The 21,235-nt window shown below is 39.6% G+C and carries 18 protein-coding genes, 5 tRNA genes, 1 pseudogene, 1 riboswitch and 3 other annotated features; all 24 genes and pseudogenes read right to left on the reverse strand.

All coding sequences use genetic code 11. From position 1 onward, the window contains the following. Nucleotides 1–61: 61 nt before the first annotated feature. The 24 genes and pseudogenes from EDD71_RS06845 to EDD71_RS06960 all read right to left on the reverse strand — a co-directional run bounded on the left by EDD71_RS06845 (nt 62) and on the right by EDD71_RS06960 (nt 21,142). Nucleotides 62–490, reverse strand: a complete 429-nt coding sequence (locus tag EDD71_RS06845; protein WP_133628005.1) for a hypothetical protein — start codon at nt 488–490, stop codon at nt 62–64. 117 nt (nt 491–607) lie between these two features. After that, nucleotides 608–1,522: a hypothetical protein gene (locus EDD71_RS06850; protein WP_133628006.1), complete on the reverse strand. Its 915-nt coding sequence runs from the start codon at nt 1,520–1,522 to the stop codon at nt 608–610. A gap of 71 nt (nt 1,523–1,593) precedes the next feature. Next, complete coding sequence (zapA, locus tag EDD71_RS06855) at nt 1,594–2,205, reverse strand: cell division protein ZapA (RefSeq protein ID WP_166636377.1); 612 nt, start codon at nt 2,203–2,205, stop codon at nt 1,594–1,596. Between the two features lie 567 nt (nt 2,206–2,772). Then, nucleotides 2,773–5,139: a phenylalanine--tRNA ligase subunit beta gene (gene pheT / locus EDD71_RS06860; protein WP_133628008.1), complete on the reverse strand. Its 2,367-nt coding sequence runs from the start codon at nt 5,137–5,139 to the stop codon at nt 2,773–2,775. A 16-nt stretch (nt 5,140–5,155) separates the two neighbouring features. Further along, nucleotides 5,156–6,175, reverse strand: a complete 1,020-nt coding sequence (pheS, locus tag EDD71_RS06865; protein ID WP_133628009.1) for a phenylalanine--tRNA ligase subunit alpha — start codon at nt 6,173–6,175, stop codon at nt 5,156–5,158. Nucleotides 6,176–6,220: 45 nt separating this feature from the next. After that, nucleotides 6,221–6,481 (reverse strand) — a binding site (T-box leader). 98 nt (nt 6,482–6,579) lie between these two features. Beyond that, nucleotides 6,580–7,350, reverse strand: a complete 771-nt coding sequence (locus EDD71_RS06870; protein WP_133628010.1) for a TrmH family RNA methyltransferase — start codon at nt 7,348–7,350, stop codon at nt 6,580–6,582. A gap of 11 nt (nt 7,351–7,361) precedes the next feature. Further along, nucleotides 7,362–8,024 carry a potassium channel family protein gene (locus EDD71_RS06875; protein ID WP_133628011.1) on the reverse strand — a complete coding sequence of 221 codons (663 nt, stop codon included), beginning with the start codon at nt 8,022–8,024 and terminating at the stop codon, nt 7,362–7,364. Nucleotides 8,025–8,050: 26 nt separating this feature from the next. Continuing rightward, the gene (locus EDD71_RS06880) at nt 8,051–9,412 is read right to left on the reverse strand and encodes a TrkH family potassium uptake protein (protein WP_133628012.1); all 1,362 of its coding nucleotides are present in this window, start codon (nt 9,410–9,412) and stop codon (nt 8,051–8,053) included. Between the two features lie 137 nt (nt 9,413–9,549). Next, nucleotides 9,550–9,909: a 50S ribosomal protein L20 gene (gene rplT / locus EDD71_RS06885; protein ID WP_133628013.1), complete on the reverse strand. Its 360-nt coding sequence runs from the start codon at nt 9,907–9,909 to the stop codon at nt 9,550–9,552. Between the two features lie 29 nt (nt 9,910–9,938). Then, the gene (gene rpmI, locus EDD71_RS06890; protein WP_133628014.1) at nt 9,939–10,136 is read right to left on the reverse strand and encodes a 50S ribosomal protein L35; all 198 of its coding nucleotides are present in this window, start codon (nt 10,134–10,136) and stop codon (nt 9,939–9,941) included. A 25-nt stretch (nt 10,137–10,161) separates the two neighbouring features. Then, nucleotides 10,162–10,680, reverse strand: a complete 519-nt coding sequence (infC, locus tag EDD71_RS06895) for a translation initiation factor IF-3 (protein WP_133628015.1) — start codon at nt 10,678–10,680, stop codon at nt 10,162–10,164. Nucleotides 10,681–10,702: 22 nt separating this feature from the next. Then, nucleotides 10,703–10,821, reverse strand: a sequence feature (ribosomal protein L20 leader region). Between the two features lie 146 nt (nt 10,822–10,967). After that, a complete protein-coding gene (thrS, locus tag EDD71_RS06900) occupies nt 10,968–12,881 on the reverse strand; it encodes a threonine--tRNA ligase (protein ID WP_133628016.1) in 1,914 nt (637 codons plus the stop codon). 47 nt (nt 12,882–12,928) lie between these two features. Continuing rightward, nucleotides 12,929–13,142 (reverse strand) — a binding site (T-box leader). A 195-nt stretch (nt 13,143–13,337) separates the two neighbouring features. Beyond that, complete coding sequence (gene ytxC / locus EDD71_RS06905; RefSeq protein ID WP_133628017.1) at nt 13,338–14,255, reverse strand: putative sporulation protein YtxC; 918 nt, start codon at nt 14,253–14,255, stop codon at nt 13,338–13,340. Between the two features lie 57 nt (nt 14,256–14,312). Then, a complete protein-coding gene (locus EDD71_RS06910; RefSeq protein ID WP_133628018.1) occupies nt 14,313–15,083 on the reverse strand; it encodes a DUF6873 family GME fold protein in 771 nt (256 codons plus the stop codon). Further along, nucleotides 15,084–16,304 (reverse strand): MFS transporter, encoded by a 1,221-nt coding sequence (locus EDD71_RS06915; protein ID WP_133628019.1) that lies wholly within the window; start codon nt 16,302–16,304, stop codon nt 15,084–15,086. Between the two features lie 168 nt (nt 16,305–16,472). Continuing rightward, a tRNA-Cys gene (locus EDD71_RS06920) sits at nt 16,473–16,547 on the reverse strand. A gap of 3 nt (nt 16,548–16,550) precedes the next feature. Further along, a tRNA-Gly gene (locus EDD71_RS06925) sits at nt 16,551–16,625 on the reverse strand. A gap of 96 nt (nt 16,626–16,721) precedes the next feature. Further along, a tRNA-Phe gene (locus EDD71_RS06930) sits at nt 16,722–16,797 on the reverse strand. 4 nt (nt 16,798–16,801) lie between these two features. Beyond that, a tRNA-Asp gene (locus tag EDD71_RS06935) sits at nt 16,802–16,878 on the reverse strand. 15 nt (nt 16,879–16,893) lie between these two features. Next, nucleotides 16,894–16,969 (reverse strand) — tRNA-Val (locus EDD71_RS06940). A gap of 398 nt (nt 16,970–17,367) precedes the next feature. Next, a pseudogene (locus tag EDD71_RS16105) lies at nt 17,368–17,547 on the reverse strand (hypothetical protein); the annotation flags it as partial. Nucleotides 17,548–17,646: 99 nt separating this feature from the next. After that, nucleotides 17,647–18,150, reverse strand: a complete 504-nt coding sequence (locus EDD71_RS06950; RefSeq protein WP_133628021.1) for a methionine synthase — start codon at nt 18,148–18,150, stop codon at nt 17,647–17,649. 138 nt (nt 18,151–18,288) lie between these two features. Next, nucleotides 18,289–19,566 (reverse strand): O-acetylhomoserine aminocarboxypropyltransferase/cysteine synthase family protein, encoded by a 1,278-nt coding sequence (locus EDD71_RS06955; RefSeq protein WP_133628022.1) that lies wholly within the window; start codon nt 19,564–19,566, stop codon nt 18,289–18,291. A 469-nt stretch (nt 19,567–20,035) separates the two neighbouring features. Continuing rightward, nucleotides 20,036–20,136, reverse strand: a riboswitch (SAM riboswitch). A gap of 103 nt (nt 20,137–20,239) precedes the next feature. Then, nucleotides 20,240–21,142 (reverse strand): homoserine O-succinyltransferase, encoded by a 903-nt coding sequence (locus EDD71_RS06960; RefSeq protein ID WP_133628023.1) that lies wholly within the window; start codon nt 21,140–21,142, stop codon nt 20,240–20,242. Nucleotides 21,143–21,235: the final 93 nt, after the last annotated feature.

The raw sequence follows: 21,235 nt of genomic DNA on the forward strand, positions 1-21,235 counted from the left end.
AACTTATTTCGGCTATGTTTGATATCTAATGCATACTATGCAGTTTATATTGATTATGTTACTACGACTGCTTCTTTTTAAATATGCCTGATAAAAATCCTCCTTCAAAATTGGAAGTAACCAATACCTTTTCTTTTATCAGATCAACCATTCCAACAAGAAGGGAAATCTGACTATCAATTACTGCCTTGTACTCTCTAGTATTTTGTTTTATTTCCTCGAGATTGTTTTTTATCAAATCCACTTCTTCCTTTAGCCTTTCCAAATCAGAATAAATATCCTGCAAATCCTTTAAATTTTCCGTTTCACCTCCATCTCTGCTTTCGATTTTATTTTGTACCTGACTCCTTAATTTTGGCATCTGATCCAGGGTCCTGGTTGTGTTACCATTAAACCCGGTTTCCGCTGCATAATTTCCACCATCTCTAATAACTTTTTTCCACCCGCTGCTATATTCATAATTTTCAGGCTTTATTTCAAAAACCTTCATATTGTTCACCTCTGGGATAATTCTATAATATAATATTCATGAAGAATAAATTGGGTTCTTCATATTTATTACTTTTAACATTAAAGTAAAAAAATTAGGATATGTAATTTACATACCCTAACCTTTATTCATAAACTTCTTAATTTTATCCTTCCATGTGTTTTTTTCCTTATCAACCCTTAATAAAAGCTCATTTCTTTCCTTTTTTAGCGACTTAATCTCATCCATATTTCTTGAATTTTCAACCTCAAGAAGATTTACCCTTTTTTGTTCCTTTTCATATTTTTCCTCCATTTCCTTTAACCTTTCAAGGAGTCTTGTACACTCTTTTGACAATAAATCATTCTTTCTTTTTTCATCGAGATACTGCATAGTAAGGGCATTTATATCGTTTTCTTTTCTCTCTATCTCTTCCTTCAATCTGCTGTTTTCCTCCTCCAGCCAATCAAGCCTTTTGGAAAGGGCCCTTGTAATGTCATCAAGGTGATTAATATAATTTCTTATATCTGAACTTGAATTTTCGCTGCTTACAGCCACCTGATTCAAGCTCAATTCATCAAAATTTATCCTTTTCTTATCCTCCAAGTAAATACACCTCTCCTTTAAAAGGTTGACAACAAGAAATGATGACACAGCTATGCTTAAAGTGCTGCCCGTTAGATCAATATCAAATTTCCCCGTCAGTCTCCTTATATATGCCACAAAATTCCCCTGGCGGAATTCATCTGAATAGGGCATTGGATTAAAGCTGTCCTTAAAAATTCTTACAAAAACCTCTTCCTCAAGTATAGAAGAATAGGTCGATACCTCACCCTTTTCTTCAAGATAATATGTAAAATATATATCAAGCCTTGCAGTTACATCTACATATTTATACGCCGGCGTACAGGATATGTTAAAAATCCTTTCTTTATGATCTATTACATTTTTTATGTTGATTCCTTTTTCAGCATCAAATTTTATCGTTTTTGTAAAAATCTTATGGTTTCCTCTATACCTCGATTTAACTACCTTTTCAACGATTACAGGCATGCTTTAACCCCAATAAAATGGCTTTACTTATATATATGTTGCAAGTTTCAAAAAAATAAGGGCTTTATGCCCTAGATGCCTCTTTTTTTACTCTGAAGCTCCTTAAGATCCTTTAAGTCCTTTTTTACCCTTACAAGCTCAATCTGGCTTTCAAGGAGCTGATCCTTAAGATTTGCAATGTTTTCATGGGTCTGGGATATTTCCTTCTCCAACTTTTCGTTTTGCTCTCTGAGATAAGCATTTTCTTTGATGAGTTTTTCGTATTCGGAATTGTTTTTTATATAATTTTCATACAATTCATCGTAATCCTTTTTAAGCGTATTTACATCAGCTTCCTTTTCCTGCTGAAGCTTCACGTAACTTTCATACTCTTCCTTAAGCCTATCATATGCTTCCTTCAGTTCTTCATAATCGCGTTTTAATTTCTTAATCTTTTCCTCAGGCTCACTGAGGGATCTTTTTAAAACCTCAACTTCCCTGCGGGTTTTAAATAGTTCATCCGTTATGGTAAGAGCAGAAAGTACTGCTGATGACGTGTTACTGTGCTTAGGATTACCATATAATATTTCTTTAACCTTCTTATCCACAAAATTGGCTATGGAGAAGAGGTAGTCTTCTGATTCATCGCCGGTTAAAGTATATTCAGCTCCGTTTATTTTAACAGTAACCTTGTTTTTTGTCATAGCAAGCACCCTCTCAATATTATTCAAACTTACTCCATTAATCATTCTACACGGAATAGAAAAATCCTGCATTTTATTTATATTTTATCATTAATTTTGCTTGTTGTGCTAGATAAATTTACAGATCGGCGCTGCGATAAAAAATATATTTCGGTCGCTGCTACGCTTCGAATGAAATAAAATTCACCATAAGATTATGAAAACAGTTTCAATAGTAATAATCTAAGCTTAAGTTAAGAAAGCTTTTATATTTACATTAACGTTTTGCAGTATCTAAGGGTCGATAAAAAATATATGAAATTCACATAAGGCGTGCAACTAGAAGTTCTAGGCGAAGGGATGCAGAAAAATCCTGGAACTTTCGTGACTTAAGAGAAGCGAGTTTAACGAAAGTTCTTGATTTTTCAAATCCCGAGCCTTAGAACTTCTTTGCTAAGCTTTCTGGTGAATGAAATATATTTTTTATCGCAGCGTCGGCCTGTAGATATTTTCTACTTTTATTTCAATGTTTTTTTCAGATCAGTAGAATAAATATACAGGCCCGGCTGAGCCGGGCCTCATCTATTATCATCTTAGCTGTGCTTTAAGCTTTTCTGAAAGGGCCTTAACTATCTTTTCGTGAACTCTGTTTACTTCCTCATCCTTAAGGGTACCGTTTTCTTTTCTATATACAATTGAGTATGCAACGCTCTTTAAACCCTCCGGTATCTGTTTGCCCTTGTATACGTCAAACAGCTTAATCGATTCTATAAGCTCCCTGCCGGCCCTCATGATCACGTTTTCTATCTCACCAACTGTTACATCATCTGAAATGAGCATTGCTATGTCCCTTGTAACCGATGGGAACTTTGGAAGGGCCCTATACTTTCTTTCAAGCCTTGACGCTTCAAATATGGTTTTAAGGTCTATTTCAGCAACATATACCCTCTCATCCTCAAATCCGTAGTTTTCCGAAACATCGGGATGAACCTCTCCGAGGAAGCCCGCAGGCTTTCTTCTAACCATAAGCCTTGCACATCTTCCAGGGTGGAAGGTTGGGTTTTCGCCTTCACTTTCAAAGTCTACCCTGTCAACTCCAAGCACCGATAAAAGGTTTTCAATTACGCCCTTTAGGCTGTAGAAATCTACATTTCCATACATTCCTATTACAAGGCGATCCCTCTCATCTGGAAGAATGTCATCCTGTGGAAGGTATACCCTTGCTATTTCAAAAATGCCTGCCTCCTTTATACCCCTCGCATAGTTTCTTCCAAGAACCTCCATCATAGATGGAATTCCTGTGGTTCTCATTATGCTGAAGTCTTCCCCCAGGGGATTTGATATAACAACGGCCTTTCTTAGGGGATCATCCTCCTTAAGCCTTATTGAATCGAATACCTTTGGGCTTGTGAAGGAGTAAGTTATCCCTTCATAAAGCCCTGAAGAGACCATAGTGTTTTTAACGGTTTCAATGAGCTTTTGTTCAGTTGTTTTTATGGCCTCTACTGCCTCGCCCTTGATTTTAACAGAAGGTATGTTGTTATAGCCATATATCCTTGCTATCTCCTCGGCTATGTCCTCCTTTATTCTCACATCCTGCCTGAAGGTTGGCACTTCAATTTTTAGGATTTCTTCTCCTTCAACCTTCATTTCAAGGCTTTCAAGTATCTCCTTCATCCTTGAAACTTCCACATCCGTTCCAAGGAAGCTGTTTATCCACTCAGGCGACACCTCAAGCCTGTGTGGTTCTAATCTTTTAGGATATACATCTATTACTCCTCCAACTACTTCCCCTGCTCCAATGAGTTCAACAAGGTGGCATGCACGTTTCATAGCAATTTCAGCAAGGTTTGGGTCTATATCCTTTTCAAATCTTGTAGATGCCTCTGTCCTCAAGCCAAGCTTTTTGGAGGTTATTCTTATATTTGAGCCGTTGAAGTTTGCTATTTCAAATACTATTGTGTTTGTGTCATCCTTAACCTCGGAGTTCTGTCCTCCCATAACACCTGCTATTCCAACCGCCTTTGCACCGTCGGCAATTACAAGCATTGATGAGTCAAGGCTGCGTTCAACGCCGTCCAATGTTATAAACCTTTCATTGTCCTCTGCCCTTCTTACTATTATCTTCTTTCCATCTATATATCTATAGTCGAAGGCATGCATTGGCTGTCCGAGCTCCAGCATGACATAGTTTGTAATGTCAACTATATTGTTTATGGACCTCACTCCTGCCTCCTCAAGCCTCTGCTTCATCCACTCGGGAGACGGCCCTACTTTTACATTTTTAATCATCTTTGCAATATATCTTCTGCAAAGTGGATCCTGTATTTCAACGGAAAGATAGTTCCTTATCGTATCCTCATCCTCTTTAAAGGAAGTTTCAACGGGCTTTAAAGCTGCTTTAAAGGTTGCAGCGGCTTCCCTTGCAATTCCGTAAACTCCAAAACAGTCAGGCCTGTTTGAAGTTATCTCAAAATCTATAACTCCACCTGTTAATCCGAGTACGTCCTTAACATCTACACCTATCGGGGTATCCTCTGGAAGTATCATAATCCCATGAACTGAATCCTCATTCGCAATTCCAAGTTCAAACTCAGAGCACATCATTCCGTTGGATTCAACTCCCCTGAGCTTTCCCCTTTTAATTTTAATCCCCCCTGGAAGGGTAGAGCCGTGAAGCGCAACAGGAACAATATCCCCTTCCTTTATGTTTGTTGCCCCTGTTACTATTTGAATAACCTCATCCTTAACGTCTACCTGGCATACCTGAAGCTTATCTGCATCTGGATGCTTTTCCCTTTTTATTATTTTTCCCGTAACCCCCCTGCTTATTTCTCTTCCGAACTCCTCAACCTCCTCAACCTTTGAGCCTGAAAGGGTTAATGCATCTGCCACCTCCCTTATATCCTTATCTAAATCAACGTAATCCAGAAGCCATTTATACGGAACCTTCATGTTATCCCTCCTGTTTCTAGAACTGTTTCAAAAATCTCACATCATTTTCATATAAAAGCCTTATATCATCAATCCCGTACTTCGCCATAACGATTCTATCAAGCCCCATTCCAAAGGCAAAGCCGCTGTAAACTTCCGGATCTATCCCCCCAGCCCTTAAAACGTCGGGGTGAACCATTCCTCCTCCAAGGATTTCAACCCATCCGGAGCCTTTGCAGACTCTGCATCCATCTCCTCCGCATACAAAGCATGATACGTCAACTTCGCATGATGGCTCTGTAAACGGGAAATGGTGGGGCCTGAATTTTGTTTTTGTTTTCTCCCCAAAAAATCTCTTTGCAAAGGTATCAAGGGTACCCTTAAGGTTTGCCATTGTTATCCCCTTATCAACAACCAGGCCTTCTATCTGGAAAAATATTGGGGAATGCGTTGCATCTGAGGCATCTGAGCGGTAAACCTTTCCCGGAACTATTACCCTTATAGGAGGTTTCGTTTTTTCCATCGTTCTTACCTGCACAGGGGAAGTCTGTGTTCTTAAAACTACCCTGTCATTTATATAGAATGTATCCTGTTCATCCCTTGCAGGATGGTTCTTTGGAATATTTAAAGCCTCAAAATTGTAGTAGTCAAGTTCCACTTCAGGACCCTCTGCAACTGAGAATCCCATTCCAAAGAATATCTCTCTTATTTCGTCCAAAACCTTGGTAACCGGATGAAGGCCTCCTATAACGTTTGCTCTTCCTGGCATTGTAACGTCTATCTTTTCCTGTGAAAGCCTTATATTCTTTTCTCTATCCTTAATTTTTCTTTTAGCCTCTTCAAGGGCTCCCTCTATTTCCTCCCTCACCTCATTGGCTGTTTTGCCTATTACAGGCCTTTCCTCAGGGGAAAGGGAGCCCATTCCTCTTAGGATTGACGTTAAAAGGCCCTTTTTACCGAGATATTTAACCCTTACTTCATCGAGTTCCTGGCTGTTTGAAGCCTTTCCTACTTCTTCAAGGGCTTCAATTTTTATTTTCTCAAGCTGTTCCCTCATAACCATACTCCTTTCAAAACCATAGTAAAAAAGCCCTCATCCCTGAAAAGGGACGAAGGCTTTGCACTCTTCGCGGTACCACCCTAATTGACAATAAATGTCCACTTAATTAGAATAACGGCTGTGCCGCCCCAACCTACTTTCAAAAGTTATAATTACGGCAAGTCACCGCATTTAACCTTTGTTTTTCAGATGGGGAACTCCGGAGGGAAACTTCGCATAACCCTTCTGCAGATGAGCTCTCAATCCACGGCCCATCCTCCCTGTGCAGGGTATTATGTTACTGGCCTCCTTCGCAGTTTTTTCCATATATTTTAAGGTGTATTATAGCATAAAATAATACAGTTTTCAAATAGAACTGTCAATGGCTTATGCATATTTTGTGGTAAATACCCTTTGAATCTCTATTTATACAACCTCTGCCTCACTACCTCGTAAATTATAATGGCAGCGGCAGAGGCAGCGTTTAAGGATTCCGCCCTGCCCTGCATGGGTATTTTTATTTTGTGGGTTGCAAGGTTTATATGCTCTTCAGGTATTCCGTTGGCTTCGTTTCCTATAATGATGGCTGTTTTCCCTTTGAAATCGCTGGCGTAGATATAATCTTCCACATCAAGGCTTGAGGCATATATGTTAAAGCCCCTATTCTTAAGAATGCTGCAGAGGCCTTCAAAATCATCAAAATGAAGTATCGGCATGTGAAACACTGAGCCCATGGTGGCCCTTAACGTCTTGCTGTTATACACATCAACCGTTCCCTTTATCAATATAACAGCACTGGCCCCCGCCGCATCGCTGGTTCTTATTATGGTTCCAAGGTTTCCTGGATCCTGAACCCCATCGGCTATAACTATAAAGTCGCCTTCAATATCCTCTAAAGCATAGCTCTGCTTTCTAACAACTGCAACGGCCCCCTGGGGATTTTCAGTTTCGGAAAGCTCTTTTATAAGTGGTTCATCTATTTCAAACTTATCCACTTCACTTGACAGTATGGACTCGCTTCCATTGACCCTGTAAAGTTTACGGCTGTATAGTATATAATCCACAACACCCTCTTTAAGGCCTTCCTCAATAAAGCGAATGCCTTCAACAAGAAACCTTCCCTGCTGCTCCCTGTATTTTCTCTGTTTAAGCTTTAAAGCGTTTTTTACAAGCCTGTTATCCCTGCTTAACATATATTCATCCCTTATCGCATTTTTCTTCTTTCGATGTTCTTAAGGTCATCGGTTGCTCCAACAACCACCAGTATGTCGCCTTCCTGCAGAACGTCATCGGCAGTTGGCGATATGTTTATATCGTTACCCCTCTTTATAGCCATTATATTGATTCCGTACTTGCTTCTCATATTCAATTCACTAAGGGATTTTCCATGCCATTCTTCAAGGGGCGTAACTTCCATTATACTGTAATCCGGTGAAAGTTCTATGTATTCAAGTATATTGGATGAGCAAAGATTGTGTCCAACCCTTACGCCCATTTCCCTTTCAGGGAATACCACCCTGTCTGCTCCTATTTTGTACAGAACCTTCGCATGAAGTTCGTTCTGTGCCTTTGCAATAACGTATTTTATTCCATACTCCTTTGCAAGCAGAGTTACCATGATGCTTGATTGAACGTCATCTCCTATTGCTATTACAGCAACATCGAAGTTTCTTATTCCAAGGGATCTGAGGGCTGCCTCATCCGTTGCATCCGCCTGAACGGCATGAGTTGCAAAATCGGCCATTTCCTGGACCTTTTCCTCATCCTTGTCAATTACAAGAACCTCATTTCCAAGAGAATAAAGAGTTTTTGCAACGCTTGAGCCAAATCTTCCAAGTCCTATAACAACAAATTGTCTAAAAGACATTTTAATTCCTCCTTTAACCCCCATTATTAACCAACAAGTATTTTATCTTCAGGATATTTTATAGACGAACTTTCCAACTGCTGCCTGCTGGCAAATGCCAGAGCCAGCGTTAATGGGCCTACCCTTCCCGCGTACATAGTCAGCAGTACTGCAACCTTCCCAATGGTAGTAAGCTTTGGTGTGATTCCAAGCGTAAGCCCAACGGTTCCAAAGGCTGATGTAGCCTCATACAGGAATTCAATGAATTTACCCTGCTCAGTTATGGAAAGTATAAAGGTTACAACCATAACCAGTGTAAAGCTTATTACTGATATTGCAAGTGCTCTATAAACCATAGCTTTATTTATCCTTTTTTTGAATATTTCAGTGTCTTCCCTGCCTCGAACAACAGCAATTACAGTCATAAATATCAATGTAGCTGTAGATGTTTTTATACCTCCTCCAGTTGAACCCGGAGAGGCTCCGATAAACATAAGTATAATTGTAAGGAACTGTCCTGCAGTCGTCATTCCATCCGTTGGAATACTGTTATATCCAGCAGTTCTTGGGGTTATAGATGCAAAAAGGCTTGCAAGTATCTTCCCTTTCATTGATAAATTGCCCATCGTTTTTGGGTTTGCGTACTCCAGAATGAAAAAGAGCACTGCTCCTCCCAATATAAGTATTGCCGTCACTATGAGTACAACTTTAGTATGCAGTGAAAGCCTCTTTGTCTTCCTTATATGTAAAAGCTCGGTTATCACCGCAAAGCCTATTCCACCAACTGCTATAAGCCCTCCTATTGTCAGGGTTACGGTTGCATTTTCAACATAGGGGGTTATGCTTCTAAATCCACCTATAAGGTCAAACCCTGCGTTGCAGAAGGCCGATATGGAGTGGAATATTCCATAATATATACCTTTTAATAATCCATAATCCTTAATAAACTGGGTTGATAAAAGAACTGCCCCTATTCCTTCTATGGTAAAGGTTATTCCCATAACATAAAGCGCAAGCTTTACAACTCCCTGAAGGTTAAATGCATTATATGCCTCCTGCATTATGAGCCTTTCCTTAAGGGTAATTCTCTTACCCAGGAGTACAAAAAACATGGTTGCAAAGGTCATAAAGCCAAGGCCGCCGATTTGAATTAAACTGATTATAACTATCTGACCGAAGGTGCTCCAGTAAGTTCCAGTATCAACCACTACAAGCCCAGTTACGCATACAGCTGAAGTGGCTGTAAAAAGCGCATCCACAAAGGGGGTAACTACTCCGCTTCTAGATGATATTGGAAGCATAAGCAAAAGTGCACCTACAAGTATAACCCCTGCGAACCCAAGTGCAAGTACCTGGACGGGTTGAATCCTTTTAAGACTCAATTTTCCATCCCTTTCACCCGACTCCATGATAAAACCTCCTAAAAAGGTATGATTTAAATAAATTATATCATAATGGCTATTTTATACAACTTTAAATAAATTATAAACTGCGTTAAGAAATAAAGAGACCTTCTCCGGTCTCTTTGGATTATTTTCATATTAAGTTATGCGTTTACTTTTTCCTTAGCTATGTTTACAAGCTCAGTAAATGCTGCCTCATCGTTTACAGCAATTTCAGCAAGCATCTTTCTGTTTATATCTATCCCTGCAAGTTTAAGCCCGTTGATAAACTTTGAGTATGATAAACCATTTGCCCTTGCAGCTGCATTTATTCTTGCTATCCATAGCTTTCTAAAGTCTCTCTTCTTCTGCTTCCTTCCAACATATGCGTACTGCAGACTCTTCATTACAGCCTGCTTTGCTATTCTGTAAAGCTTACTCTTTCCACCATAGTATCCCTTAGCCAACTTCATTATCTTTCTGCGTTTTTTATGAGCATGAACGGCTCTCTTTACTCTTGCCATATTACGACCTCCTTTTCAATCCTTCTTCTTTATGCATATGGTAAAAGCTTCATTACTTTCTTCTGCTCTGCAACATGAACATAGGTACCCTTTCTAAGGTGTCTCTTTCTCTTTGATGTTTTCTTGTTTAATATGTGTCTCTTAAAGGCATGCGCCCTCTTGAACTTACCTGTTCCAGTCTTTCTATATCTTTTTGATGCACCTTTATGTGTTTTCATTTTTGGCATGTTAATTCCTCCCCTCTTTTACTCATCACTTCTTTGGTGCCAGGACCATTATCATGTTTTTTCCTTCAAGTTTTGGTTCCTTTTCTATTGAACCCACTTCAGAAAGCTTATCTGCAAATTTTTTGAGTATATCCATACCAAAGTGGGAATGTTCAGCTTCTCTTCCTCTAAATCTTACAGTCACTTTAACCTTGTCTCCATCCTTTAGGAACTTCTCTGCGTTCTTCGCCTTAACGTTCAGGTCATGGTCCTCTATATTGGGACTTATGCGTACTTCCTTTATTGTAATAACCTTCTGCTTCTTCTTGGCTTCCTTTTCCTTCTTCTGAAGTTCATAAAGGTACTTGCCATAATCCATAATTTTACATACAGGCGGCTTAGCCTGTGGAGCAATCATGACAAGGTCAAGCTCCTTCGATTCAGCAATTGACAGAGCCTCTCTGGATGACATTATGCCAATCTGTTCGCCATTTGGTCCAATGAGTCTGACTTCCTTTTCACGAATTTCTTCGTTAACTAAATTTTGTTTACTAATAACTTCCACCTCCTAAAGTTTCAAGGCAAAGGACATATATAAAAAGCGGATGGATATAATCCATCCGCAAAGATACTCCAGACAAAACCAGTTTAATAACCTTACTACCTGTGGCGTAAGGTGAGAAGCGGATGGCTTCTACTTATCACTTTTAATAATATACCATGGAACTTAAATGCTGTCAACAACTTTAAACGACGCGGGATAAAAAATATATTTCAGAATGCTCATTCCATATATTTTTTATCTCCGCTTGCTCTGGTACAGAATTAGGCAAAAGCCTGAATAACTATATTTTAAACGTAGGTTATCTTCTTATCGATTTCCTCTCTAACCTTATTCACAAAATCATCGAAGCTCATCTGGCCGAGGTCCCCTTCTCTTCTGGAACGCACCGATACGCTTCCTGCTTCAACTTCCCTGTCTCCAAGAACGAGCATGTATGGTATCTTCTGAACCTGTGCCTCCCTTATCTTATAGCCTATCTTTTCGTTTCTAAGGTCGGATTCAACCCTTATACCCTTTTCCTTTAGCCTTTCTTCAAGGCCCTTTGCATATTCATTTGCCCTGTCAGTTACAGGAAGTATTCTAACCTGAACAGGTGCAAGCCATGTTGGGAAGGCTCCCGCATAGTGCTCTATGAGTATGCCCATGAACCTTTCAATACTTCCAAATACTACCCTGTGGATCATGACGGGCCTGTGCTTTTCTCCATCCTCACCTGTGTAATGAAGGTCAAACCTTTCCGGCATCTGGAAGTCAAGCTGTATTGTTCCGCACTGCCATGTTCTTCCTATTGAGTCCCTGAGGTGGAAGTCTATCTTTGGCCCATAGAAGGCACCGTCCCCCTCGTTTATCTTGTATTCAAGTCCCGCAGCATTTAGGGCTTCAATAAGGGCGTTAGTTGCATTTTCCCAGTCCTCGTCGCTTCCCATTGAGTCTTCAGGCCTTGTTGAAAGCTCTACGTGATACTCAAATCCAAATACCTTATAGAAGGAATCTATAAGGTTTATAACCCCTAAAACCTCATCCTTTATTTGCGATGGCATCATGAAGATATGGGCGTCGTCCTGGGTGAAGGCCCTAACCCTCATAAGTCCATGCAGCGCTCCTGATATTTCATGCCTGTGCACAAGACCAAGCTCTCCAAGCCTTAATGGAAGCTCCCTGTAGCTGTGCATCTGTGACTTGTATACAAGTATTGCCCCAGGGCAGTTCATTGGCTTTACTGCATAATCCTGATCGTCTATTTGTGTAAAGTACATGTTTTCCTTGTAGTGGTCCCAGTGTCCTGACTGGTGCCATAGGCGTTCATTCAGTATTATAGGCGTCTTTATCTCGCTGTATCCCCATTTTGCATGAACTTCTCTCCAGTAGGACTCAAGTATATTTCTAACCACCATTCCCTTTGGATAGAAGAACGGAAATCCTGGACCTTCTTCATGTATTGCAAAGAGCTCAAGCTCCCTTCCAAGCTTTCTATGGTCCCTCTTTTTAGCTTCCTCAACCATGTTAAGGTAGTTTTCAAGGTCGCTCTTCTTAGTAAATGCAGTTCCATATATTCTCTGGAGCATCTTGTTCTTTTCGCTTCCTCTCCAGTATGCTCCTGCAACTGAAAGAAGCTTTATAGCCTTTATCTTATCGGTATTTGGTATATGGGGCCCTGCACAGAGGTCGGTGAATTCTCCCTGGGTGTAGAATGATATCTCCTCTCCCTCAGGAAGGTCTTCAATAAGCTCAACCTTGTAGGGCTCGTTTTTCTCCTTCATATATTTAATAGCTTCTTCCCTTGGAAGCACAAACCTCTCTGGCCTTAAGCCTTCCTTTACGATTTTTTCCATTTCCTTTTCTATTTTTTCAAGTATTTCAGGAGTTATTGGAAAATCAGCGTCGAAATCATAGTAGAATCCATTTTCAATCGCAGGGCCTATTGCAAGCTTTACATTGGGGTAAAGCCTCTTTACTGCCTGGGCAAGTACGTGTGATGCCGTATGCCTTAAGGTATCCCTGCCGCCTTCGTCATCCCATATTAGTATCTCAAGGCTGCAGTCCCTGTCAATAACCGTCATAAGGTCCTTAACCTGTCCGTCTATTTTTGCTGCAAGGGCTGCCTTATAGAGGCCCATACCTATACTTTTTGCCACCTCTTCAGCAGTGATTGGATCGTTAAATTCAAGTATTTTTCCATCCTTTAGAGTGATTTTTATCATAATATCGCTCCTTTCGTTATAAAATAAAAAAAGCCCTCATCCCGGAAAGCTGGGACGAGAGCGCATTTCTCCCGCGGTTCCACCCAAATTGGCATAAACCCACTTATAAACCTTAACGCGGTTAACGCCATGCCTTACTTCTATTTCGGACTGGGGCTCCGGAATGGTTTTCAACCCTCCTTGTTAAGGAAACCTTGCAGCCTTTGGGTTTCCCTCTCTTATAACCGGACTGGGTTTACTCTTTTCCTTCACAGCCTTTATCAATCATTTGTTGTATTTATCATATGCAAAGTTAGAAAATACCTTATGGTGCCAGCTGTTTATAAATAAAAGGTATATTTTTATTCATATTTTATTATTTAAACTTTCCTTTGTCAATCTTCATTTTCTTAAAAATAAAAATGCCCGGTCAGAATAAAAAATCCAAGTTTTATCTACCTGACCCGGACAGAAGCATCATTTCTGACTCCTGGCTTCTATTAGTTTTTTACATTTTTCGCAGCCCGTGCAGTAGGTTATCTTTTCGCCGAATATGCTCTTTACAGTATCTATCGTTTCCTGGCTCTGTGCATTTTCAATGCCGTGAAATACTATCCTCGCCGGCGCGTTTGTTATAAGGGCACTTATAAGGATGTCATGCTTGTTAACATCGCCCTTTATACTGTCTACATTAAAATCTTCGAAAAACTCCTTTGTAATATCCCCTGACTTTGAATCCTCAACTATATAATCACCGCTGGAGTTTATTATGATATCCAGAGAATCGTATTTGCTTTCCTGGATCTCCACAAAATATTTTAACAGCTTTATAAACTCACTGTACTCCTTTTCAATGACAAATTCTTCAACTACTCTGTCTATTATATTTGTAAGTTCACGGTTTATTTCCTTCATCCTGAACCTTACAAATCCGTCAAGTATTATCTCGCTGCTCTCCTGAAGAAACTCCTCGATCTTTTTTAGTATGCTGTTGCGTCTGTTTATACTGAGAAGAAGCCCCTCCGCAGTGGTAAGAGTACCTGTTCCATTTATTACAGCCATGCATCTGTTTTCTATTTCCCCAAGGTCAACTTCACTAAGGTATCCATAATTATCCTTTAATATTTTATCGAAAATCTCCTTTTCATACTCCCGGGATATTAAGTCGTACACTATGCTTGAAGCATAGCTATAAAACATATCCCTGCAGTTTTCAAAGGAGGTGATATCCTTTTCCGTGTCCTTTAATATACATTTTATATAATGCATCTCTCCCACATCGCTTTCAGCTATGGCTATATTGATGCCTTTATCCTTAAAAAATTTACATAGATCAACAAGTCTATCATATATATCTCCGCTGCTTTTGCTGTATCCTATAGACAGGAGAATCATGCTATCACTCCCTTCACCAATAGTATATGTGACGTCATAATTGCTATACAGAAAAAATTATGGCATCAATATACTATATTCTTTTAAAGGAATTAATGTCCCGAGGTCCACGGGGGTATTTTCATTCAAATTTATTGGATTTTTTCCACTATTTTTTAAAAATTTTTCTATTGCATCATAATCAGGGTGCATCTTTATGTTTCCATAAAAAGCTATGCTATCCCCAGATATGCATCCAGAAGCGCCTCCAATGAAGCCATAGTTTAAGCCAAACAAATCTATTCCTCCAGGAGTGATTAGCAATGATTTAATTTCGTTCTTAATTAATATATTATGCACTCCCCTGTCCGATGTGATAATTGAATCGCTGGATACAACGCAAAGTGAGCATTTGGCGTAGCCCTGCTTAACATCGATTATATGCAATCCTCTTTCTAAAAACTTTTCAAGGAGAACTTCATCAGTATATTTAGTATTACAGACTACAAACCTTCCAAAACGTGCAGCGTTATATGGAACATCAAAGGGGTATTTGCAGCCAACCTCCCTCGCTCCTGTGATTATCTTAAAACCTTCATCCTCAAGGTTGTAAACAATTCTTTCAGGTATGTTTGGAGCTACAACAATCTCATCGCCTCCTAAATGGTGAAGCATTATATCGGGATGGCAGGAGATTGCATCGTATACTCCACTCATCCTTTCAGTTTTTATAAGTCGGATGTTCCTGTTTTTTAAGTTTTTTTCCATGGATAAAGGTATCCTCCCATCAACAACACACAGTGAGGCTTTCCCTTCAGGAAGATTTGGTTCCTTTATAAAGCTTTCCAACTACTTTAACTCCCTTCTTCTTAAAAACAATATCATAAAACCCGTAAAACCAATTAGACCGCTTATCATGAAAGTATTATCAACTCCGAATTTTTTTGAAATAGAACCTGCATAAAGGCTTCCTATTGGAGTTAACCCTCCAAAAACCAAGGTATAAACGCTCATTATCCTTCCCCTCATAGTATCCGGTGAATTAAATTGAAGTACACTGTTTGATGTTGTGTTAAACATAATCATAAAGAAACCACAAAGCACCAGAAGCCCTAATGCAAGATAATAATTTCTTACAAACCTCATAAGCAAAAGGAAAAGTGAAAGTCCAAAGGCTCCCGTCATCTGATATATAACGGCCCTTTCTTTTTTTGCCTTTGCAGCAACTGATAAAGCCCCTACTAACGCCCCAAGGCCTACTGCAGATAGGAGTGTACCGTATGCGGCTTCCTCAAGCCCCAGAACATCCCTGGTGAGTATGGGGATTAAAATATTAAAATTCATTGTAAATGTCGGTATTATCGCCACTGCTATGAAGGTATATAAAAGCTTGGGAGTTTTTCCTATGTATTTAATACCTTCAACAATGTCCTTTGTGTGGTTTTTAACTTCTGTTCTTGTTGGCTTATCTTCCATTCTCATCATGAAAAGGCCCGCGAGAACTGCAACAAAGCTTACAGCATTCAGGAAGAAGCACCACTGTTCCCCAAGCCCCGACATGATCCATCCGGCAACCGAAGGCCCAACAAGCCTTGCAGCGTTAAAGGTTGCGGAGTTTAAGGCTATGGCATTTAAAAGGTGTTTTCTGCCCTCAACCATTTCAACAACGAAGGACTGCCTTGCAGGGTTGTCAAGGGCCTGAACCATGCCTACGCCAAACATTATTATCAGTATATGTTCATATTTTATTAATTTGAAATAAACCAGTATAAAAAGCAGAGTAGCAGCTATCAATTGAAGGCTTTGAGTGAAAATAATAAGCTTTCTTTTTGAATATTTTTCAACTATTACACCTGAATATAGGGAGAAAAGAAATAGAGGTGTAAACTGTACTGCGTTCATAAGTCCCAGTTTAAACTTATCCTCTGTTAAAGAATAGACAAGCCAGCTTAATGCGGCATTTTGCATCCATGTGCCTATAAGAGATATAATCTGACCTGATAAAAAAAGCCTGAAGTTCCGGTGGGTAAGGGCCGGAAAATAATCATAAAATTTGCTCTTCAATTTCATATATCACCCCTCCAAAAATCATGTCGAACACAGGTTCATAGTTCATCGGTGTTAGCCTCCATTCACCCTAAACGTTATTTTTATTATATCATATATATTACATACTATATTTCTCCGGATGAATATTTATTTTAAAATAAAAAACCTGCATCTTCGATGCAGGTTTTATGGAGGCGGCATCCAGATTCGAACTGGAGAATAAAGGTTTTGCAGACCTCTGCCTTACCACTTGGCTATGCCGCCATATGGAGCGGAAGACGGGATTCGAACCCGCGACGTTCACCTTGGCAAGGTGACGCTCTACCACTGAGCCACTCCCGCATATTTGGTATTTGTAGATTAAAGGTTGAACGTTAAAATTCTAAAACAACTTTGCAGTTTTTCCAACCTCTTGCTTCTATACTACAACATTTTAAATGGTGCCCAGAGCCGGAATCGAACCAGCGACACGGGGATTTTCAGTCCCCTGCTCTACCGACTGAGCTATCTGGGCAAAATGGCGACCTAGAAGGGGCTCGAACCCTCGACCTCCGGCGTGACAGGCCGGCACTCTAACCAACTGAGCTACTAGGCCGTATGAAATTTGATTTGGTGGGCACAACAGGGTTCGAACCTGTGACCCTCTGCTTGTAAGGCAGATGCTCTCCCAGCTGAGCTATGCGCCCGCATTCATAAATCAGTGGCGATTTTTATTTTATCATACTCGTTTTGCTCTGTCAACAGCTTTTTTATCCCGCGTTCTATTTCTTCGGCGCTGCTGACATGTATTATAATACATGTTTTTAGGGTTAATGTCAACACTTTTTTTAAAATCAATACGGCGCTTTTATCTTAGTCAGCCCTACTGTTTTTGTTATAACCCATTGGAATAAAAAAGGCATATAAAACAAAAAGCATTTCATCCACAATAGGACGAAATGCTCATTTCGCTATGCCACCTAAGTACAAAACCATCTCTTTCAGGTACGGATTTCTCGATACCCTGTCCTTTTAACGGCGGACTCCCGGATACTGCTACTAAACGTTCGCGTACCATCTCACAGACCCATTCAATACCGGCTCTTGCATCCCTTGCATCGCTGGCGTAAAAATCCGCACCTACCATCCTGGCACACTCCTCATTGAGTACAGCTCCCCCTACCATGACGCTGCAACAGATGTCAAGCTTCCTCAGGGCCTTTATGGTATCCTCCATGCTCCTTAGAGAAGTTGTCATAAGTGCACTTAATCCTACAAGCCTCACAACCTATTTTTTCTTTGTTTTTATTTTCTTCAACAAAACCTATTGCTGCAGTTACAGATTTTCTTGGAATTAATATAAGGCTTTCGCTGCAGGTAAGGCCTATTTTTTCTCGGCGTTTAATACGTTTAATATGTGCGGCTGCACATCAATAGGAAGATCTCCATACCCCGGGCTATATCTGTAATTAATATCAAGACCCTCTTTCCTTGCAGGCTCCCTTATACCATCTTCAACTTCATTGCAGATACTCTCTATAGCCTCAGTTGCGCAGGCATCCAAAATAAGTGCCCTTGTCATATCAACCCTTTCAAGATACCCTATCCTGTTATCAACCTTTACCCCCAGGGTAGAGGCAAGGACTGCACACTTTTTAGAGTTTCTTAGATGGTTTGTTATATCCCTTCCCCTTAGTGTCAAATTGGTATTTGAAAGCTGAACCTCATTCTCAAACACCTTTACATCAAAAATATTGCAAATATAGCGCGGATCTGATATTTCCTTTATCTCATCTATACAGCTGTCTATAAGCTCATTTAAATTTTCATCAATTGGCTGATTTTTGTAACCGAGATATCTAAGAACCTCATTTTTATTGATATTCATATGCTACACTCCTGTCAAGAAACTGCCCTTTTAAATTCAAAGCTTTTCATGATCTCTTACAACTTCCGGCTTATTCATAGCACATACGTGTATACCCTTAACCCTAAAAACAAATCCCTTATATTCATACTTTCCTCCTTAAATGTTTTTAAGTGCTTCCTCTATGTCATCAATTAAATCCTCTGCATTTTCAATTCCTATCGATACCCTTATAAGCTCTGGAGTTACTCCTGCAAGCCTCTGTTCTTCCTCATTGAGCTGCTGGTGTGTTGTTGATGCCGGATGGATAACAAGTGATTTTGCATCACCAACATTTGCAAGGAGTGAAAATATCTTGAGGGAATCAATAAACTTCCTTCCTGCCTCGTATCCGCCTTTAACTCCAAAGGTGAAAATAGCTCCAGGTCCCTTTGGAAGGTATTTATTTGACAGTTCATTATATTTATTCGACTTCAGATAAGGATAATTTACCCATTCAATCTTAGGATGGTTTTCAAGATATTCTGCTATTATCTTGGCATTTTCAACATGTCTTTCCATTCTAAGGGACAGAGTTTCAAGTCCAAGTAAAAGCAAAAATGCGTTAAATGGTGATATGCATGCACCGATATCCCTTAAGAATATGGTTCTTAGCCTTGCGATGTAGGCAGCATTTCCAAAGGCCCCATAGAAGGACAATCCATGGTAGCTCGGATCTGGTTCAACAAATTCCGGGAACTTTCCATTATTCCAGTTAAACTTGCCTGAATCCACAACTACTCCTCCTATGGATGTTCCATGACCTTCTATGAATTTAGTTGCGGAGTGAACAACTACGTCTGCTCCAAATTCAAATGGCCTGCACAGATATGGTGTTGCGAAGGTATTATCCACTATTAAAGGTATGTTGTTTTTATGGGCAATTTCGGATATTTTTTCAATGTCGGGAATGTTTATTCCCGGGTTCCCCAGTGTTTCAATAAATACAGCCTTTGTTTTATCATTAATAGCCCCTTCCAATTCTTCAAGATCATCGGGGTTTACCAGGTTAACCTTTATTCCAAACTTTTTAAGGGTATGTGAAAACAGTGTGTGTGTTCCTCCATAAAGTGTGTAGGCCGCAACTATTTCATCTCCAGATTTTGCAACTGTTAGTACTGCATATGTAATTGCCGACATGCCTGAGGATGTTGCAACGGCTCCTACTCCCCCCTCGAGCGCTGCTATTCTCTTTTCAAAAACATCCGTAGTAGGGTTGCCTATTCTCGTATATATGTTTCCCTGCTTTTTAAGTGAAAAAAGATCTGCAGCATCCTGAGTATCGTCAAACACATAGGAGCTTGTCTGATAAATTGGTACGGCCCTTGACTTTGTTTCAGAGTCAACCCCCTGTCCTCCATGCACTTGCAGTGTTTCAAAGCGTAATTTTTTATCCATTTTAACAACCTCCTGTAAAATATAAATTAATCTGTTGTGCTACTCTGAAAAGTCCATTGAAATAAAAGCAGAAAATATTTACAGACCGACGCTGCGATAAAAAATATATTTCATTCACCAGTACGCTTAGCAAAGAAGTTCTAAGGCTTGGGATTTGAAAAATCAAGAACTTTCGTTAAACTCGCCTTGCTCAAACAAATGAAAGTTCTAGAATTTTTCTGCATCCCTTCGCCAAGAACTTCCAGTTGCCCGCTTTATGTGAATTTCATATATTTTTTATCTTCGCTTTAGTTCTTGAACTGGAACAACAGATTAATTTAGAAACTGTTTTCATAATATTGTGGTGAATTTTATTCCATTCAGAGCTATTTTGAGCTATCCCAGCGTCGGCCTGCAAATTCAACTGGCACAACATTAAGATATAAAAAAATCTCCCTGCAGATAAAATGCAAGGAGATTTATTCCCACATTCTTATCTGCCAGGTTAAACCTGCTGGAATTGGCACCGTCGGATTCTATCCGGGTTGCCGGGCTTCATAGGGCCAGTCCCTCCGCCTCTCTTGATAAGAATTTAGTAAATTAATGTATTAACTTGTTAAATTAAATTTTATACTTTTTTCCATAAATGTCAATATAATTTATAAAGTTTTTATAAATATTAATTATCTAAATTTTAAATGCTATCTGTTGTCTTCATGACGTAATAATATATCCAGTTAAAAAATAACAGATTGGAATGAGCCCTCCATTTAACAACAGGCTCCTTTGAAGGGTCGTCATTTAAAAAATAATTCTTAGGCACTTCGATATTCAGCCCCTTTGCTATGTCCCTGTGGTATTCCTTCCCAAGGGTATTTGAATCATATTCAGAATGCCCTGTTACAAATATCTGAGAACCATTCCTTGAGGCTACTATGTATATGCCTGAGTCCTTTGATTCAGCCAGGATTTCAAGTCCTTTTACAGTATCTATATCCTCGCGCCTTATCTCTGTGTACCTTGAGTGTGGCACTAAAAACTCATCATCGAACCCTGTAAAAAGGGGTGCTTTTTTGTTTAAAACCCTGTGGCTAAATACCCCAAAAATTTTTTTGTCCAGAGTGTATTTCGGTACTCCATAATGATAATAGAGCCCTGCCTGAGCAGCCCAGCATATATGCATGGTTGATTTTACATTGTTTTTGGAAAAATCCATTAAGCACTTAAGCTCTTCCCAGTAGTCCACATTTTCAAATTCAAGATGCTCCACAGGTGCTCCGGTGATAATCATGCCATCATACTGCCTGCCCCTTATATCTTCCAGACTCTTGTAATATACTTTAAGGTAATCTGGATACACACTCTTTGGCTTGTGGGTTTTGGGATACATAAACTCCACATCGATATTAAAGGGAGTATTACCTAATAATCGTAAAAGCTGCATTTCTGTTTCATATTTGTTGGGCATTAGATTTACAATTGCAATACTTACAGGCTTCAAACAATCCGATTTCGACTTTTCTCTATCAATTACAGTTATATTGTAACTGGCTATATCCCTCACTGAGGGAAGGCCTATATCTGCAATCAAAGGCATACAGTCACCTCCTTCGTCCCATCAATTTCCCTTTAAAAAAAAACCACTTCTTGAGATACAAGAAGCGGTTTAGAATACGCAATTCATATTATC

Origin of the sequence: Fonticella tunisiensis (assembly GCF_004364155.1) — a bacterium.
In the GTDB taxonomy this organism is placed as follows: Bacteria; Bacillota; Clostridia; order Clostridiales; family Caloramatoraceae; genus Fonticella; species Fonticella tunisiensis.

Coding starts and splice junctions, on each gene's coding strand:
- EDD71_RS06845 (WP_133628005.1), bottom strand. CDS start 490: ATGAAGGTTTTTGAAATAAAGCCTGAAAATTATGAATATAGCAGCGGG.
- EDD71_RS06850 (WP_133628006.1), bottom strand. CDS start 1,522: ATGCCTGTAATCGTTGAAAAGGTAGTTAAATCGAGGTATAGAGGAAAC.
- zapA (WP_166636377.1), bottom strand. CDS start 2,205: ATGACAAAAAACAAGGTTACTGTTAAAATAAACGGAGCTGAATATACT.
- pheT (WP_133628008.1), bottom strand. CDS start 5,139: ATGAAGGTTCCGTATAAATGGCTTCTGGATTACGTTGATTTAGATAAG.
- pheS (WP_133628009.1), bottom strand. CDS start 6,175: ATGAGGGAACAGCTTGAGAAAATAAAAATTGAAGCCCTTGAAGAAGTA.
- EDD71_RS06870 (WP_133628010.1), bottom strand. CDS start 7,350: ATGTTAAGCAGGGATAACAGGCTTGTAAAAAACGCTTTAAAGCTTAAA.
- EDD71_RS06875 (WP_133628011.1), bottom strand. CDS start 8,024: ATGTCTTTTAGACAATTTGTTGTTATAGGACTTGGAAGATTTGGCTCA.
- EDD71_RS06880 (WP_133628012.1), bottom strand. CDS start 9,412: ATGGAGTCGGGTGAAAGGGATGGAAAATTGAGTCTTAAAAGGATTCAA.
- rplT (WP_133628013.1), bottom strand. CDS start 9,909: ATGGCAAGAGTAAAGAGAGCCGTTCATGCTCATAAAAAACGCAGAAAG.
- rpmI (WP_133628014.1), bottom strand. CDS start 10,136: ATGCCAAAAATGAAAACACATAAAGGTGCATCAAAAAGATATAGAAAG.
- thrS (WP_133628016.1), bottom strand. CDS start 12,881: ATGATAAAAATCACTCTAAAGGATGGAAAAATACTTGAATTTAACGAT.
- ytxC (WP_133628017.1), bottom strand. CDS start 14,255: ATGATTCTCCTGTCTATAGGATACAGCAAAAGCAGCGGAGATATATAT.
- EDD71_RS06915 (WP_133628019.1), bottom strand. CDS start 16,304: ATGAAATTGAAGAGCAAATTTTATGATTATTTTCCGGCCCTTACCCAC.
- EDD71_RS06950 (WP_133628021.1), bottom strand. CDS start 18,150: ATGAATATCAATAAAAATGAGGTTCTTAGATATCTCGGTTACAAAAAT.
- EDD71_RS06955 (WP_133628022.1), bottom strand. CDS start 19,566: ATGGATAAAAAATTACGCTTTGAAACACTGCAAGTGCATGGAGGACAG.
- EDD71_RS06960 (WP_133628023.1), bottom strand. CDS start 21,142: ATGCCTTTGATTGCAGATATAGGCCTTCCCTCAGTGAGGGATATAGCC.